Consider the following 16,475-nt stretch of genomic DNA (forward strand, 5'->3'; position numbering starts at 1 on the left):
TCCGCGACCCACCCACGCCGGGCCGGGGTTGCTCCGGGTGGCCGAGTCACGACAGGGTGAGCGCATGACCACGACAGCGCCGTCTTTCCGGAGTGTGTTCCGGATGGGCGAATTTCGTGCGCTTTGGCTCGCGCACGTGCTGTCGGTGGCAGGTGATCAACTAGCACGAGTCGCGCTGACTGTGTTGGTGTTCAACCGAACGGCGTCCGCTGGCTGGGCCGCCGGGACGTACGCGCTCACCTATTTGCCGGACCTCCTCGGCGGTGCGCTCGGCGGGCTCGCCGACCGGTTCCCGCGCCGCACCGTGCTCGTGGTCGCCGATGTCGTGCGCGCATTGCTGGTCGCGTTGATGGCGATTCCCGGCCTGCCTTGGCCGGTCGCCGCGGGACTGCTCGTGATCGTGCAACTCGCGGCCGGACCGTTTCAGGCGGCTCGGCAGGCGGTCCTGCCGGACATGCTGGGCGAGGAGAAACTGGCGACCGGTCAAGCGATTCTCTCCTCGACGTACCAGGCCGCACTGGTGATCGGCTTCGGCGCGGGCGCCGCGGTGGTCGCGTGGCTCGGGGTTTCGGGCGCGCTGTGGGCGGACGCGGTGACATTCGCGGTGTCGGCAGCCGCGCTGCGCTGGGGTTTGCGGCTGTACCCGGTTTCGAAGGTGGCCGAGCACGCGCCGCAATGGGCGTCGCTGAAGGCTGGTTGCCGGCTTGTCGCGCGGGACCGGAAACTGCGGTCGTTGCTGGCGATCGCGTGCTGCTGCGGGTTTTACGTGGTGCCGGAAGGTTTGGCCGTGCCAGTGGCCGCACAACTCGGCGGCACGGGCGTGCTCGGCTGGCTGCTGGTGGCGAACCCGGTCGGGACGCTGCTCGGCGCGCTGCTGATCAGCCGGTTGCCGCGGGCCCGGCAGGTGCGATGGCTGGGTCCGCTCGCGGTGGCGAGCAGTCTCGTCCTGCTGCCGACCGGCTGGACGCCCGCGTTGCCGGTGGTCGTCGCGCTCTGGACGGTGTCCGGGATGTTCTCCGCGCACGACTTGATCACCCAGGTGCAGTACAGCCTCGCCGCGCCGCCGGAACAGCGCGGCCAGGTGATCGGAGTCGCGATCGCGGCGTTGCGAGCGGCGCAAGGCCTGACGATCGCCGCCGCGGGCGCACTGGCGCTGGCCTTCGCGCCGACGACGGTGGTCGCGATCGCCGCCGTCGCTGGGGCAGGGTGCGCCGCTTTGGCCGGGATCGCATGGGCGCGGGCGGTGCGAGCGGACCGCGCGGTGCGGCCCCGCCGAACTCCCCTCGACGGGGCCACCCCACCTCCCGCGCCGTAATCCGCGGAACGGGTGCGCCGCGGGACTGGTTTCGGTCACGTCCAGTTGTTGTCACGCATACCCTCTCACCTCCTCGTGGGGCGGGTTGAGGGCCGGTCAGCGGGTCCAGTTGTTGTCACGCATAGCGGGGCTCCTTTCGTGGCTCGGTGGGCGGTGGTTGGCGGGGTTCAGCGGGCCCAGTTGTTGTCACGCATGGCGAGCGACTCCCTTCGCGGCTCGACGGGCGGTGGTCGGCGGGCTCAGCGGGCCCAGTTGTTGTCGCGCACAGCAGCAGCTCCTTTCGCGGCTCGACGGGCGGTGGTCGGCAGGGCTCAACGGGCCCAGTTGTTGTCACGCACAGCAGCAACTCCCTTCGCGAATTGGCGGGCAGTGGTCGGCAGGGTCAGCGGGTCCAGTTGTTGTCGCGCATGGCGGGGACTCCTTTCTTGGCTCGGTGATCGCGAGATTCAGCAGGTCCAGTTGTTGTCACGCATCGCGGGCGACTCCCTTCGCAGCTCGACGGTCAGCAATCAGCGGACTTCAGCGGTTCCAGTTGTTGTCGCGCACGACGGCAGCTCCCTTCCCGAATCAACGGTCAGCAATCAGCGGACTTCAGCGGATCCAGTTGTTGTCACGCACCGCGGCCACCTCCTTTCCGATCGACCGGCATGGACCGGCATGGACCGGCAGTCCTCAGCGGGTCCAGTTGTTGTCGCGCATCCCGCCGCCTCCTTTCCGCATCCCGGATTCCCGACCCAGCCCCATTCACCAGTTGTTGTCCCGCACTGTGGTCACCTCCTCTCACCTGCGAAGACCGAAGTCTCGACCTCAAGTCGAGACCGCGAGGGAGACCGAGGTCACCGAAGAGCCGTCCAGTTGTTGTCGCGCACCGTCGTCACCTCCGTTTCAGAGTCGCGCCTTCGGCGGTTTTCGCACGTCACCGCCGGGTAGGCTGGTCACCGAAAGTGGCCATGGGGGTCCACTAGGGGCCCTCGTGGATCCCCTGGTCCGGCCCGGATTCGACGCAGCTGTCCGCTACTCACAGTGGCCACCTCCCCTCGCCGGCCGCCTGGCGCTGGGCTGTCCGGGCGAAATCGCCCCGGTGCTTCCCAGAGTCCGGACGACAGGCAGCACACAACGCGCCTCGTCGTTTACCGTAGAAGCCAATCGGGTGAGGTGAAGAGTGCGCGGACGAGTTGCCGGGTGGTTCACAGGCTGGCGCCTATGGCGGTTGCCCTCTCACGTCCGCAGGTACGTGCTGCTGGTGAACGTCGTGGCAGTGGGCACCACCCTCGCCACCGCGTGGCTCGCGCCGGTGCGGCACATCGACCTGGTCCGCTTCGGGGTTCTCGCCGTGTGCGCGGCGCTCGCGATCGAAGCGACCCGGCACATCGAACGGCAGCGCGAGTACAGCCGAGCGCCCACTGTCGCGTACGTCGACACCAAGGCCGTGTGGAGCATCGCCGCCGTGGTGGCGCTGCCGGCGATCCTCGCGTCGGCGATGGTCGTGCTCACCTACGCCGTCGCGTGGTGGCGGATCTGGCCGCGTGAACGGCCGGTCCTGCCGCACCGCTGGATTTTCTCCTGCGCGTCCGTCCTGTGCGGGACGCAAGCCGCCGTCGCGGTGCTCGCGCTCGGGATGCACGAGTACCCCGGGGTGCTCGCCGACGGCTTCGGTCCCGGCCTGGTCGACCTGATCGTCTTCGTGCTCGCGGCGGGATTGCGCTGGGCGATCAACACCGCGCTCGTGATGGTCGCGATCGCGCTGTCGAGCCCGCCGCGGTCGTTCGCCGAGCTGTTCTCCGGTTTCGGCGACCAGCTCCTCGAAGCGGGCGCGATCGGGCTCGGCCTGGTCACCGCGGCGCTCCTGCTGCTGGCCAACCCGCTGATCCTGGCGGGCGTCGTGATCGCGCTCGTGGCACTGCACCGCGGGCTGCTGCTCACCCAGTTCCAACGCGACGCGCGCACCGACGTCACCACCGGGCTGGCCACCAAACGCTGGTGGCGCACGGTCGCCGAGCGCTACCTCGAACGCGCGCGGGCGAACCAGGACAGCGTCGGCGTGCTGCTGCTCGACCTCGACCACTTCAAGGCGATCAACGACACCTACGGCCACCCCACCGGCGACCTGGTGCTGCGTGAGATCGCGCTGTCGCTGCGCGACGAGGTCCGCGAGCAGGACGTATGCGGCCGCTGGGGCGGCGAGGAGTTCGCGATCGCGCTGCCGGACATCCCGAGCGCCGAGCACCTCGGCCACATCGCCGACCGCATCCGGCGGCGGATCCCGCAGGTGGTCGTCACGCTGCCGGGCCAGGACTCGGTGATCAGCGACCTGACCGTCTCGATCGGCTGCGCGCTGTACCCGGCCGAGCATCTCACCAGCGTCGACGACGTGCTGGTGGCCGCCGACGCCGCGCTGTACCGGGCCAAGCAGGCGGGCCGGAACCGGGTCGAGCTGGCGAGCGCTTGACCCTCGCCGAAAGCCACCGCTAGAACTCGTCGCATGGACTGGACTCTCGAGGTCGTCGTCGTCCCGGTAACCGACGTGGACCGGGCGAAAGCGTTCTACGTCGACCAGGTCGGCTTCCGCCTCGACCACGACATCGCCCCCGGCCCCGGGCTGCGCCTGGTGCAGCTGACTCCGCCGGGATCGGGCTGTTCGATCGTCCTGGGCAAGGGCGTGGTGCCGGACATGGCGCCGGGTTCGCTGAAGGGTCTGCAGCTGGTCGTCGCCGATGTGCGGAAAGCCCGCGAGGAACTGCTGGAACGCGGCGTCGAGGTCGGCGAACTCCAGGTCTACGGCTCGGATCCGGGCACCGGCGCGCTCGAAGACCTCGACAACATCGGGTTCATCCACTTCGCCGATCCCGACGGCAACAGCTGGTCGGTTCAGCAGATCTCCGCCCGCGCCACGAGCTAACCCACGGCCGCCAGTTCGGTCCGCAGGGTCCGGGCCGCCGGGGTCGCCGCTTGGCCGCGCGGCAGCACGAAGTCGACGCGGCGTTCGAGGGTCGCGTCGGTCAGGGTTTTCGCCCAGACACCGGACTCGCGGCCCTGGTCGGCGACCGCTTCCGGCAGAAACGCGAGCCCTGCGCCGCCTGCCACCAGGTCGAGCACGATGCCCCAGTCGTCGACCTCGAACACCCTCCTGCGACGCAGTCCGGCGTCCCGGAACAGCCGGTCCAGATCCGTCCGCACCGCCCAATATCGCGGCGGTTCAATGAACCGCTGATCGGTGAGGTCGCGCACGCTGACCGACGACGCGCGCCCCAGCGGATGGCCGCTCGCACCGGCCAGCACGATCGGTTCCACGGCGAGCGGCGTGACCTCGAGTTCCCGCGGCGCGGGCTCAGGTGCGGACAGCACGGCGCAGTCCAGCTGCCCGACACGGAGCAGGCGGAGCATCTCCTCGGTGGGCAGCTGGGACAGGGTGACGTCCAGGTCCGGATGCAGGACAGCCATCCGCGACAGCACCCCGGCCAGCGGGACCAGGTGCTCGACGTGGCTGAACACGCCCATCCGCAACCATCCGGTGAGCCTGCTGCTGGCCTGCCCGACCGCGTCGTACACGGCGGTGAAACTGCGCACCGCTTCCCGGGCGGCGGGGACGAGCGCGCGGCCTTCGGCGGTCAGCCGCGGCGGGCGCGTGCCCTTCACGTACAGGTGCACGCCGAGGTCGCTTTCCAGCGCGCGGATGGACGCCGAAATCCCGGACTGCACGATGAACTCCCGGCGGGCCGCCTGGGTGAAGCTGCCCTCCTCGGCCAGTGCGAGGAAATGGCGCAGGTGCCGGATGTCCACGACACACCATCTCTCATCTAGATAATAGAGATCTCTAACTGCTCTGCCACGGATACTAGTGCCGGATCAGCATGGAATACATGCACAACTCCACGCTGCCCACCGCGCCGGGAAGGCATCTGTCGCATTCCGCCGGGTTCTGGGTGGTCGCCTGCGCGTACGCGGCGCTCAGCGCGTTCGGCACCGCACCGACCCCGCTCTGGCCGATTTACCAGCAGGCCGACCGCTTCGGTGCGCTGTGGGTGACAGTCGCGTTCGCGATCATGGTCGTCGGGATCGTCGTGAGCCTGGTGTTCCTCGGCCATCTCTCCGACCGGCTCGGCAGGCGGCGGATCATCGCGCCCGCGCTGTTCGCCGCTCTGGCCGCGAGTTACGTCCTGATCGCCTCGACCAGCCTGGCCGCGTTGCTGGCCGGGCGGCTCCTGACCGGGCTCGGCATCGGACTGATGGCCGCGAGCGCCACGGCGTACCTCGCCGACCTGGACCGGCAGGCCCGGCCGCACGTCGCGGTGCCAAAACTGCCTGGGCTGGTTGCGGCAGGCGCCAGCCTCGGCGGTCTCGCGCTCGGCCCGGTGATCGCCGGGGCGCTCGCGGAATGGCTGCCTGATCCGTTGCGGCTGCCGTACGTCGTGCTCGGGCTGCTCGTGCTGATCTGCCTCGCGTTCGTGCTGGTGACGCCGGAAACCGTCGACCTGGCCGCCGCGCCGCCGACGGTCGCGCCCCGGACGAATCTCCGTCCCGGCCAGCAGCGCGTGTTCACCGGGGCCGCTCTGCTCGGGTTCGCGGCTTTCGGGGCCACCGGAGTGTTTTCCTCGGTCGGAGCACTGGTGATCCGCGACGATCTCGGCATCCATGACGTGTTCGTCGGGGGCATGGCCACCTTCGCCGTGTTCGGCGCTTCCGCCGCGGCACAACTGGTTCTCAGCCGGTTCGGACCGCAGCAGCTCGTGGTTCTCGGCTCGGCGTGCTACCTCGTCGGTCTCGCGGCGACGGCAGTGTCCATTGCGGACCCTTCGCTCGCCTTGTTCCTGATCGCCGCCGCGGCGACAGGGGCCGGTGCCGGGATGCTGTTCAAGACCGGGCTTTCGCACTCGGCCGAATCCGCGGTGCCCGCCTCCCGCGCCGGGGTGCTCTCGGTGTTCTTCGTCGTGGCCTACCTCGGGATGGGACTCCCATCTGTCGCGTTTGGACTTGCCGTCGGCAGGTTCGGCTCCACCGCAACGATCATCGCGGTGAGCGTCGTGCTCGCGGCACTGGCGATCGCCGGTGCCGCACTGGTGTCGAACCGGCCTAGTCCACCAGCGCGCCGCAGCTGACGTTCACTGTCGCGGCGGTCATCGTCCGGGCTCGGTCGGACGCGACAAACGCCGCCACTGCGCCGACATCGGCCAGCGTCGCGGTGCGGCCGAGCATGGTCGGCTCGGCGAGTTCCGCGGTGAGTTCCTCGGCTCCCGGGAAACCCGCTGGGATGGTTTCCGGGACGCCGCCGGTCCGAAGGGTCACCGTGCGCACGCCATACCTGCCGAGTTCGGCGGCGAGCTGCCGGCGCATCGCTTCCAGCGCGGAGAAGCCGACTTGCAGACCGCCGACCGCGTGGTTGCGCACCGGATCGCCGTCTCCGCCGAAGAGGAGGACGACGCCGTTGCCTTGGCGCCTCATGTGCCGCCCCGCTGCGCGCATGGTGAGGAAGGTGGTGCGCACGCCGTTGACCACTGGTTGTTCGTAGTCGGCCAACGACATCTCGACCAGGGGAGTTCCCTGGACGTCACCGTGGCTGATCACGTTCACCGAGATGTCGAGGCTTCCCGCGGCCTCGACAACCGCGTCGGCATGGGCGTCGACAGATTTCTCGTCGAGCGCGTCGACCACGGCGACATCGGCGGTACCGCCAGCAGCGCGGATGCCGTCGGCGACTCGATCCAGCTTCTCGCGGGTGCGTCCGGCCAGGAAGACTCGCGCCCCTTCCTCCGCGAATGCTCGCGCGAACGCGCCGCCGATCCCTCCGCCAGCGCCGTACACCACCGCGTTTTTGCCTTCGAGCAGCATCTTTCGGACTCCCTTCTCGTGCCTGTCACCAGTGCGTCGAGCGGGGAACCGGGGAATCGACATCGTTCTCAGGGGCGTTTCGCGCCCATCGGGTTGGGGATGGGAACACCTCCCCCGTCGATGATCCGCCTGCTGAGCGGGACGGCCAGCTCCAGCACCCGGTCGACACCTGCCGGGCCCAGTGCGTCGAGCGGGGCGGCGGCCAGCCGGTCGGTGGTTTCTTCGATGGTCCGGCGGACTTCCGCGCCCGCTGGGGTTAACCCGCCAGCGTCGAGCAGACCGCGCTCGACCAGGTTTGCCGTTGCCTCGGACCATTCCTCGCCGGTCCAGCCTCGGGCGCGCTGGACTTGTTCGCGACCGGTGGCTCCGGTGGCGATGTGGGTGAGGGTGGTTTCCAGCCCGGTCAGTCCGGAGGCGACGGCGGCCAGGACGTGGCCGTCACCGCGATGTTCGCGCAGGACAGCAGTCGCCAGCCACAACCGGGCCAGCGGCCGGTCCGGACGAGGCACCGCGGACCAGGCCGCGGCGAGCGGACGGGCGTCGAATCGGCAAGCGGCGACGGCTTGTTCCAGCAACGTGGCCAATTCGTCCACAGTGGACGGACCGAGCAGCCGAGTCAACGCCGCTTCGACCGCCTCCAGCCGCGTGCGCAGTACCACGTCCGGAGAAGCGAACGTCCACGCGTCCGGCAGCGCTCGCTCGACCATCCGCGGTGCGAACCCGAAGAACATCGACGTGACCGGCTCCGGGCCGATCGGGCCGAGTGGCGCCGCCCGGCCCGCGAAGTAGCCCATCCACCAGCCGCGCAAGCCGACCTCCTTCGCCGCCGCGGCGGGTTCCGGGGCGAAGTAGACGACTGCGTGGAGGGGTTCTATGGCTGTCCAGAGGGTTCGGGCCGGGTTCGGCTTCATGCGGCAGACTCTAAGCCCCGGGTACGACAAAAACGCCGCGCGAAAAGAAAGCCCGCCGCCCCGGAAGGGGGACGGCGGGCGGTGAAGCCGCAAGCCTCAGGCGAGTTCGAGGCCGTAGGACTGCAGTTCCAGGGTCAGCGGGTAGAAGTAGCTGGTCTGGGTGTCGCCGCCGGAGAGGGTGCCGAGCCCTTTGTCGCCGTCGTACGCCGGGCCGCCCGAGTCGCCGTGGTCGGTGTGGGCGGTGGTGCCGAACTCGTGGTTCAGGACGCCGACGTCGAAGTTGACCGACTCGTCCACCGAGGTGACCTCGCCGCTGCCGCCGCCGGTCGTCTGGCCCATCTTTTCGATCTGCTCGCCGACGGTCGGGGTGCCGGCGCTGGAGATCTTCTGGCCGGTGTTGATCGCGCCGTCGCCGGTGCCGTTCGGGCGGGTCAGCAGGCCGGAGTCGGCTCCGGGGCAGTCGCTTTCCACGACTTCCGCGCCCGAAACGTCGCCGCCGGACCAGGTGCCGCCCTCATTGGTGCAGTGGCCCGCGGTCAGCATGTACGGCTGGCCGCCCTTGGTCACGTTGAAGCCGAGCGAGCAGGTGAACTGGCCGTTGTTGATCGAGTCGCCGTCCGCGATGTAGGTGGACAGCTTGCCCGAGCGGTGCTCGACGCGCGCCGCGTCGCCCAGCTTCGCCGCGGCCGCCGCGACCTTGTCCTTCGTGGCCTGGGACGCCGAGTCGTAGATCTTCACCACGACCTGGTTGGTCTTGGTGTCGATGCCCCACGACGTCTGCGGCACGTTCTTGACGGTGTCCATCTGGTTCTTCGCGCCGGTGAGGGCGGTGAAGCTGTGCTTGACGAGCTTGGTCGCGTAGCCTGCGGCCTTGGCCTTCTCCTGCGCCGCGGCATCGGTGACGTTCAGCACCGCCTTGCCGCGTTCGAGGTAGATGCCGCCGTTTCCGGCGCCGAGCGTGTCGGCGACCTGCGTCGCCTGGGTGATCGCCTGTGCCTGCATCTGGGCGAACGCCATCGGGCTTGCCGAGGCGGCGTTCACGCACATGCCCGCGGTCAAGGCCGCGGCCGACAGTGCGGTGAATCCCGCGACGAGCGTCTTCCGGGAAGTCATCGATCTTCCTCCAGGTGGGCTGAAACCGACCGGTGGGACGCCCCACACTTTTGTTGCCCGGCAACCAACGCGAAACCGACGAAGGTTGGTTAATAACCAAAAAATGCGGACCAATCGGACACCGCTGGGCCGTTCGGACCACCTGGATACCCCGAACGGCACCGCTGACCTGTCTCAGTGCTGTCCGGGCCACCGGACGTGCTCGGCGTAGCCCTCGTTCTTGCGCAGATACCCGGCGATGAACGGGCACACCGGAACGATCACGCCGCCCCGCGACACCACGTCGTCCAGCGCGGCCTTCGCCAGCACCTTGCCGAGCCCGCGCCCGCCGAACTCGGCGCCGATCTCCGTGTGCGTGAAGACGGTTTCGGTGTCCTTCGGGGTGAACTCGGCGAAGCCGGCGAGTTTGCCGTCCGCATACACTTCGTAGCGGTTTTCGCTGTCGTTGCGGGAGACCCGGGGTTCTTCTTCGCTCATCTTCGGCTCCTCGTTGGTCGGCGCCTCGATCTCCACCATCGAGCGACGCGGATGTACTCAGCGCCCATCAAAACAGCCCTCGTCCTCGGCCGCATGAGCGATGCGCGGCGACCGCAGGAGTGGCGTGCCCGCGCGGGCCTTCCGCCGCGCCGGTGCGGTCTGTTTGCCTCGTGGTGTCGGTACCTGCGACCGCGAGGGGAGCCCGCGTGCAACCGTTCGTCCTGCCCGAGTTCTATCTGTCATACCCGGCCCGGCTGAACCCGCACCTGGCCGGCGCGCGGAAGCACAGCAAGGCGTGGGCGTACACGATGGACATGATCGACGTGCCCCAGCACGGCACCGTCATCTGGAACGAGCGCGACCTCGACTCCCACGACTACGCCCTGTTGTGTTCCTACACCCATCCCGACGCCGCCCCGCGCGAACTCGACCTCGTCACGGATTGGTACGTCTGGGTATTCTACTTCGACGACCATTTCCTGGAACTGTTCAAACGCACCGGCGACATCGAACACGCCCGCGATTATCTCGACCGGATCGCTCGTTTCATGCCCGCCGAAGGCGAAATCACCGAAACCCCGGAAAACCCCGTCGAACGCGGCCTGGCCGACCTCTGGAACCGCACCATCCCGCACCGGTCAGCGGCCTGGCGGCGACGCTTCCGCGAAAGCACCCGCAACCTCCTCGACGAATCCCTCTGGGAACTGGCCAACATCAACGAAAACCGGATCGCGAACCCCATCGAATACGTCGCCATGCGCCGCAAAGTCGGCGGCGCACCCTGGTCGGCGAACTTGATCGAACACTCCCTGAACGCCGAAGTCCCGGACGAGATCGCGGCGAAACGCCCGATGGAAGTCCTGCGCGACTGCTTCGCCGACGCTGTGCACCTCCGCAACGACCTCTTCTCCTACCAGCGAGAAGTCGAAGACGAAGGCGAACTGTCCAACAGCGTCCTGGTCTTCGAAAAATTCCTGGGCTGCACCACCCAAGAGGCAGCGGACGCGGTAAACGACTTGCTGACCTCGCGCCTGCACCAATTCGAGCACACCGCCCTCACCGAAGTCCCCGCCCTGTTCGACGAACACGGCGTGCGACCAGCCGGACGAGCCGAAACCTTCGCGTACGTCAAAGGCCTGCAAGACTGGCAATCCGGCGGACACGAATGGCATCTGCGCTCAAGCCGCTACATGAACGAAGGCGCCCTAGACGCCCGCGGCGGCCCAGAGTTACTCGGCGGCCCTTCCGGACTAGGCACCTCCGCCGCCCGAATCTTCCGCTCCGTCGCCACCACCGCCCCGCAACGCGCACGAGCTTTCACGCACCAACCCCACGAACAACTCGGCCCAGTCACCCGGCCCGCCTTGCCCTTGCCGTTCCCTCTGCGACTCAGCCCGCATTTAGCCGCGGCACGCAAGAAGATCGCCGATTGGCCACGCCGCATGGGCATCCTGTCCGAGGGAGTCTGGGACACTGCCCGTTTGCGCGCGGCCGATCTGCCACTGGTCGCCGCGGGCCTCTGCCCCGGCGCTCCCCCGGAACAGCTGTCCCTCACCAACGACTGGCTCACCTGGGCCACCTACGCCGACGACTACTACACCGAAGTCCTCGGACACGACCTGCCCGCCGCCAGGCTGACCACCGAACGCCTCAAACTCTTCATGCCCGCCGGCGGCACCCCCTCACCCGCACCGCGGACCGCACTGGAAACCAGCCTGGCCGACCTGTGGCAACGCACCACCGGCACCCTGAACACCACCGAACGCGAAACTTTCCACGCCACAGTCGAGTCCATGCTCGACGCCTGGGTGTGGGAACTGGCCAACCAGTCCCAAAACCGCATCCCGGACCCGGTCGACTACGTCGAAATGCGCCGCCGCACCTTCGGCTCCGACCTGGTGATCAGCATCAGCCGGCTGGCCGGCACCCGCACCGTGCCACCGGAAATCCAGCGGAACCGAGTCATCGAAGCACTGGAGGATTCGGCCGCCGACTACGCCTGGCTGGTCAACGACTTGTTCTCCTACCGCAAGGAAATCGAGTACGAAGGCGGACTGCACAACGCCGTGCTGGTAGTCCGTTCCTTCCTGGACGTGGAGCAGGATCGAGCCATCCGCATCGTCGCCGACCTGGCAGAAGCAAGACTCGCCGAGTTCCGGCACGCAGTAGACGTAGGCCTGCCCCGCCTCTTCGCCGACTACAGCCTTGACGCGAAAGCACAGGACGCGCTCACCCAGTACGCAAGCCTGCTGAAGAACTTCATGACCGGCATCGCGAACTGGCACCGCGAATGCGCCCGGTACACCGACGAGGAGCTAGACCGAGTCCGAAACACCCCCGTCCGCCCCGAGCGGGATGACGCCGCGAAGCCGCCGGACTTCGCCAAAGCCATGCAACACCCAGGCTGCACCGGCACTCCGCCGGTCCCGCTTGGCGCGAAACCCCGCCTCCACCTGGGCGCAACCGGCCTAGGCACCCAATCCTCGCACATTCCCGCCCCAGCCCGGCCCACCCCGCACTGACGAGTTACGTGAGGGCCACCCTCATTGACTCTGATTCCCTCAGGTTCCCCTCACGACCCTCCACCGGCCCGCGAGGGTTCCCCTCACGTACCGCCGCCGACGCACCCCACCATCGAGGCACCCAGCCCCTCCCCCGCACCCCGATCCGAAGCCTCCCTGCGGGCGGCGGGTGCTTGTCAAGGCATCTTTCCCGCCTTGACAAGCACCCGCCGCCCGTCAGCACAATCAGCTTCGGGGTGCCCCACGCCAGCGACCGGGCGCGATGTCGCCCCCAGGCGACGAGCCACCCCACAGGGTGCCCCCCACCACTCCGCCGAGCATCTCCCCGCGCATCCAGCAATACTCGAACCCGTGACCAGCCCGAACCTCCACTTCCTAGGCCACGCGTCGACCCGCGTGGAACTAGCCGGCCAGGTCGCCCTCACCGATCCAGTCCTCACCCGCTGGGTAGGCCCCCTGACCCGAGTCGCCCCGAAACCGGACGTCTCCGCCTGGACCGCCGTCGACGTCGTCCTCATCTCCCACCTGCACGGTGACCACCTCCACCTCCCCTCCCTGAAACTCCTGGGAAAAGCCACCAGAATCGTCGTCCCCAGAGGCGCGGGCTCCTGGCTGGCCAGGCGAGGATTCACCGAGGTGGAAGAACTCTCCCCAGGTCAAACCATCACCAGCGGCCCGATGCACATCACCGCCACCGAAGCGATCCACTCAGGCCACCGCTGGGGCCCTCGCCTCACCCACGGCCCGCAAAGTCCCGCCCTTGGCCACCTCCTGGAGGCCGGCGACCAGCGGATCTACTCCGCGGGCGACACCGACCTCTTCCCCGGCATGGCCGATCTGGGCCCAGTCGACGTAGCCCTCCTCCCCGTCTGGGGCTGGGGCCCGAACCTCGGCCCAGGCCACCTGACCCCGGAGCGAGCCGCCGAAGCCGCCGCGCTGCTCCAGGCCCGCACGGCGGTTCCGGTCCACTGGGGCACCCTCGCCGTCCCGGGCATCCACCGCACCGCCAGGATGCGCCAGCTCCTCGTGGAACCCCCGCGCACCTTCGCGCACCACGTCCGCTGCAAAGGCCTGGACACCGAGGTCCTGCACACCCGCCCCGGCTCCGACGTCCTGCTCCCCACCCGCGAGGAGCGCGGGTGAATTGGACAGACCCGTCAGCGATCGGCTACCCGGCGCTGTTCGGCGGAGTACTGCTCGGCTCCGTGATCCCGATCGTCCCGACCGGCGCGGTCGTCGGGGCGGCGGCCGCGGTCGCGATGACCACCGACCACCTCTCGCTCCCGCTGGTGATCCTGCTGGCGGTAGCGGGCGCGTACCTGGGCGACGTGATCACCTTCGCCGTCCCGAGGTTCGGCAGTGAACCCCTCCTGCGTTTCGTAGAACGCCGCCAGCAGGCCGAACGCCTCGCCAAAGGCCGCGAGCAGTTCGCGAGACGCGGCTGGCAGCTCGTGGTGATCGGCCGCCTGGTGCCCGCCGGGCGCATCCCGGTGCTGCTCGCCGCGGGCACGCTCGGCTATCCCTGGCGCAAGTTCCTGCCGTCCGGCCTGCTGGCGTGCGTGCTGTGGGCGGTGGCGTACTCGCTGCTGGGCATCCTCAGCGGCGGCATCTTCGACTCGCCGCTGATCGCGACGCTGCTCGCCACCGTCCTGGTGCTGCTGGTGACCGTGCTGACCACGCTGATCTCCAAGAAACGGGCGGCCAACCAGACAGGAGGGCACCGATGACGACACCTGCTCCGGCGAAGGGCCGGTTGTTGCGCGGCGGCCGGGTCGTCGCGCGGCTCCTGCTGGTCTGGGCGGCGGTCACCGGCGCGTTGCGGCTGCTCGACGCCTGGCTCGACGGCTTCACGATGCAGTCGTGGTGGCAGCCGACGGTGTGCGCGCTGATCCTCGGCCTGCTCGTGTCCGTGGTGTGGCCGCTCGTGGTGCGGGTGGTGTGGCCGATCGCGTACTTCACCCTCGGCGTCGGCACGTACATCCTGCTCAGCACCGCGGCGTTGGCGATCCTCCAGGCCGTACCCGGCGTTGAGCTGCACGGCTTTTCGACGGCGGTCGTCATCACCGTCGCGATGTCCGCGGTGGGCGCGGTGATCTCCAGCGTGCTGGCCGTCGACGAGGACGAGATCTTCTTCCGCCGCGCCGCTCGCCGCCGACGGAAAGCAAAGGACCGTACCGATTTCGCCGATCAACCGCCTGGTGTGGTCTTCCTGCAGATCGACGGGCTCGGTTACGACACCGTGCGCCGCGCCGTGCGGGACGGGGACATGCCGACCTTCGCCAAGTGGCTGTCCGAGGGCACGCACTCGCTCACCCGCTGGCACACCGACTGGAGTTCGCAGACCGGGGCGAGCGTGTGCGGGATCCTGCACGGTTCGAACCACGACATCCTGGGTTTCCGCTGGTACGAAAAGGATCGCGACCACGTCATGGCGTGCGCGCATCCATCCGACGCGGCCGAGATCGAGCGGCGGCACAGCGACGGGCGCGGCCTGCTGTCGATCGGCGGCGCGAGCCACGGCAACCTCTTCTCCGGCGACGCCTCGCACGTCAGCCTGACCATGAGTTCGGTGCCGGTGCTCACGCCGCGCAAGCGTCGCCGGGACCGGGTCGGCGCTGGGTATCGCGCCTACTTCGCCAACCCGGTCAACGTGTTGCGCACCTTCGGTGTCGCGCTCGCCGACGTCGTCCGCGAACTGTCCGCGGCCGCCAAGCAGCGGCGCGCCGGCGTGCTGCCGCGGATCCCGCGCGGCGGTGTCTATCCGCTCGCCCGGCCGGGCACAACGGTGATCGCGCGCGACGTCGTGGTGTCCGCGATCATCGGCGACATGCTCGCCGGGCGGCCGGTGGTGTACGCCGATTTCCTCGGCTACGACGAGGTCGCGCACCACTCCGGCATCGAACGGTTCGACACGCTGGAGGTGCTGCGGTCGATCGACCAGCAGTTCGCGCGGCTGCTGCGGGCCGGCCGGCTCTCGCCGCGGAAGTACCACATCGTCGGGCTGTCGGACCACGGGCAAACGCAAGGCCAGGCGTTCGTCGACCGATTCGGGGAGACGGTCGAGGCGCTCGTCGGACGACTCTGCGGCGGCGAACCCGTTGCCGGGCAAGGAAAGCGCCGGCAGGCGGAAAGCTGGCAGGTCAACGCGGCACTCGCCGAAGCGACCGCGACCGGCGGCCTGATCGCGCGACGGTTGCGCGCCAGGGTCGAAGGCGCGGAAGGAGCCGAGAACCGGCCGCGCACCGCCACTGGCTCGCCGGGGCAGGTCACGCGGGTGGCTCCCGGGGTCGTCGCCGTCGTGTCCGGGCATCTGGCGATGGTGTCGTTCACCGAGCACGAGGGCCGGGTCGAGCTGGAGACGATCGAACGCGAGCACCCGGACCTGCTGCCGACGCTGGTCGACCACGACGGCGTCGGGTTCCTGCTGGTCCGCAGCCGCGAATTCGGTCCGGTGGTGCTCGGCCGCGACGGAGTGCAGCGGCTCGCCACCGGGGTCGTGATCGGCGAAGACCCGCTGGCCTGCTACGGCCCGTACGCCGCCGAACTGGTCCAGCGCGTCGACAGTTTCCCGCATTGCGCGGACATCATGATCAACAGCCGGTACGACGCGGACTCCGACCAGTCCTCGCCGTTCGAACGGCACGTCGGCTCGCACGGCGGGCTCGGCGGACCGCAGCAGCGTGGCTTCCTGCTGCATCCGCGAGAATTCCCGGCCCCCGGCGAACCCGTCGGCGCGGAAGCTGTGCACCGCGTGTTCCGCGACTGGCTCACCTTCCTCGGCCATCCGGAACCCGGTGCGACCGAAGACAAACCCGCTGTCGTCCCCTCGGAGGTAGTCTCATGAGCAACCTGATCGTCTACGGCGCGAGCTGGTGCCCGGACGTCAAACGCAGCCGCGCGCTGCTCGACGCGAAGGGCGTCGAATACGACTACGTGGACGTCGAGACCGAACCCGCCGCCGAAGCCCGCGTACGCGAACTGCAGGACGGCGCTCGCCGGATCCCGACCATCGTCTTCGCGGACGGCAGCCACCTCGTGGAGCCGAGCGACGACGAGCTGAACGCGCGCCTCTCGCAGTGACTCCGCTGACGGAACTCCCGCTGGGCACGCGGGTAGTCGTGCGATACCGGATCGAGGGCGGGTTCACCGACGCTCTCGGTCCCTTGCGCGCCCGTGACACCGACACCTGCACGGTCGAGACCAAACGCGGCCTCGTCGTCGTCCCGTTGGCCGCGGTGGTCGCGGCCAAACCCGTGCCGCCGGCACCACAGCGGAAATCGAGTGGCCCGCCCGCGCCGAATTTGTGACGAT

Annotated in this window: 15 protein-coding genes; 10 read left to right on the forward strand and 5 right to left on the reverse strand. The window is 69.1% G+C overall.

Translation table 11 applies throughout. The features are described 5' to 3' along the window. The first annotated feature begins 64 nt into the window (after positions 1-64). The 3 genes from BM362_RS20095 (at position 65) to BM362_RS20105 (ending at position 4,214) form a co-directional block, all read left to right on the forward strand. On the forward strand, positions 65-1,315 hold the full coding sequence (locus tag BM362_RS20095) for an MFS transporter (RefSeq protein ID WP_093574161.1): 1,251 nt from the start codon (positions 65-67) through the stop codon (positions 1,313-1,315). A gap of 1,162 nt (positions 1,316-2,477) precedes the next feature. Next, complete coding sequence (locus BM362_RS20100) at positions 2,478-3,764, forward strand: GGDEF domain-containing protein (protein WP_093574162.1); 1,287 nt, start codon at positions 2,478-2,480, stop codon at positions 3,762-3,764. Between the two features lie 33 nt (positions 3,765-3,797). Next, on the forward strand, positions 3,798-4,214 hold the full coding sequence (locus BM362_RS20105; RefSeq protein ID WP_067591712.1) for a VOC family protein: 417 nt from the start codon (positions 3,798-3,800) through the stop codon (positions 4,212-4,214). Here the strand turns inward: BM362_RS20105 and BM362_RS20110 are convergent. Then, on the reverse strand, positions 4,211-5,095 hold the full coding sequence (locus tag BM362_RS20110; RefSeq protein ID WP_067591715.1) for a LysR family transcriptional regulator: 885 nt from the start codon (positions 5,093-5,095) through the stop codon (positions 4,211-4,213). The two genes, BM362_RS20105 and BM362_RS20110, sit on opposite strands and share 4 nt — an antisense overlap. 80 nt (positions 5,096-5,175) lie before the next feature. Here BM362_RS20110 and BM362_RS20115 point away from each other — a divergent pair, with 80 nt between their 5' ends. Beyond that, positions 5,176-6,411: an MFS transporter gene (locus BM362_RS20115; RefSeq protein ID WP_167545371.1), complete on the forward strand. Its 1,236-nt coding sequence runs from the start codon at positions 5,176-5,178 to the stop codon at positions 6,409-6,411. Here the strand turns inward: BM362_RS20115 and BM362_RS20120 are convergent. From BM362_RS20120 to BM362_RS20135, 4 genes are all read right to left on the reverse strand, one after another. Next, positions 6,386-7,141 (reverse strand): SDR family NAD(P)-dependent oxidoreductase, encoded by a 756-nt coding sequence (locus tag BM362_RS20120; RefSeq protein WP_067591718.1) that lies wholly within the window; start codon positions 7,139-7,141, stop codon positions 6,386-6,388. The genes BM362_RS20115 and BM362_RS20120 overlap by 26 nt on opposite strands. Positions 7,142-7,209: 68 nt before the next feature. Continuing rightward, complete coding sequence (locus BM362_RS20125; RefSeq protein ID WP_093574164.1) at positions 7,210-8,052, reverse strand: SCO6745 family protein; 843 nt, start codon at positions 8,050-8,052, stop codon at positions 7,210-7,212. Positions 8,053-8,148: 96 nt separating this feature from the next. Then, entirely contained in the window at positions 8,149-9,165 is a 1,017-nt protein-coding gene (locus tag BM362_RS20130) for a S1 family peptidase (protein WP_067591724.1), read from the reverse strand. 174 nt (positions 9,166-9,339) lie between these two features. Further along, positions 9,340-9,681, reverse strand: a complete 342-nt coding sequence (locus BM362_RS20135; RefSeq protein ID WP_093574165.1) for a GNAT family N-acetyltransferase — start codon at positions 9,679-9,681, stop codon at positions 9,340-9,342. A gap of 167 nt (positions 9,682-9,848) precedes the next feature. On the opposite strand from BM362_RS20135, the gene BM362_RS20140 reads away from it, so the two are divergent. From BM362_RS20140 to BM362_RS20165, 6 genes are all read left to right on the forward strand, one after another. Continuing rightward, positions 9,849-12,164, forward strand: a complete 2,316-nt coding sequence (locus BM362_RS20140) for a terpene synthase family protein (RefSeq protein ID WP_093574166.1) — start codon at positions 9,849-9,851, stop codon at positions 12,162-12,164. 351 nt (positions 12,165-12,515) lie between these two features. Then, positions 12,516-13,307 (forward strand): MBL fold metallo-hydrolase, encoded by a 792-nt coding sequence (locus BM362_RS20145; protein ID WP_093574167.1) that lies wholly within the window; start codon positions 12,516-12,518, stop codon positions 13,305-13,307. Further along, a complete protein-coding gene (locus tag BM362_RS20150; RefSeq protein WP_067591731.1) occupies positions 13,304-13,891 on the forward strand; it encodes a DedA family protein in 588 nt (195 codons plus the stop codon). Before BM362_RS20145 ends, BM362_RS20150 begins: the two co-directional genes overlap by 4 nt. After that, the gene (locus BM362_RS20155) at positions 13,888-16,008 is read left to right on the forward strand and encodes a phage holin family protein (RefSeq protein ID WP_093574168.1); all 2,121 of its coding nucleotides are present in this window, start codon (positions 13,888-13,890) and stop codon (positions 16,006-16,008) included. The genes BM362_RS20150 and BM362_RS20155 overlap by 4 nt, the downstream gene beginning before the upstream one ends. Beyond that, positions 16,005-16,244, forward strand: a complete 240-nt coding sequence (locus BM362_RS20160; protein ID WP_093574169.1) for a glutaredoxin family protein — start codon at positions 16,005-16,007, stop codon at positions 16,242-16,244. The genes BM362_RS20155 and BM362_RS20160 overlap by 4 nt, the downstream gene beginning before the upstream one ends. After that, complete coding sequence (locus BM362_RS20165) at positions 16,241-16,471, forward strand: putative acetyltransferase (protein WP_067591740.1); 231 nt, start codon at positions 16,241-16,243, stop codon at positions 16,469-16,471. The genes BM362_RS20160 and BM362_RS20165 overlap by 4 nt, the downstream gene beginning before the upstream one ends. Positions 16,472-16,475: the final 4 nt, after the last annotated feature.

This window comes from Amycolatopsis rubida, from assembly GCF_900115345.1.
Taxonomy (GTDB): domain Bacteria; phylum Actinomycetota; class Actinomycetes; order Mycobacteriales; family Pseudonocardiaceae; genus Amycolatopsis; species Amycolatopsis rubida.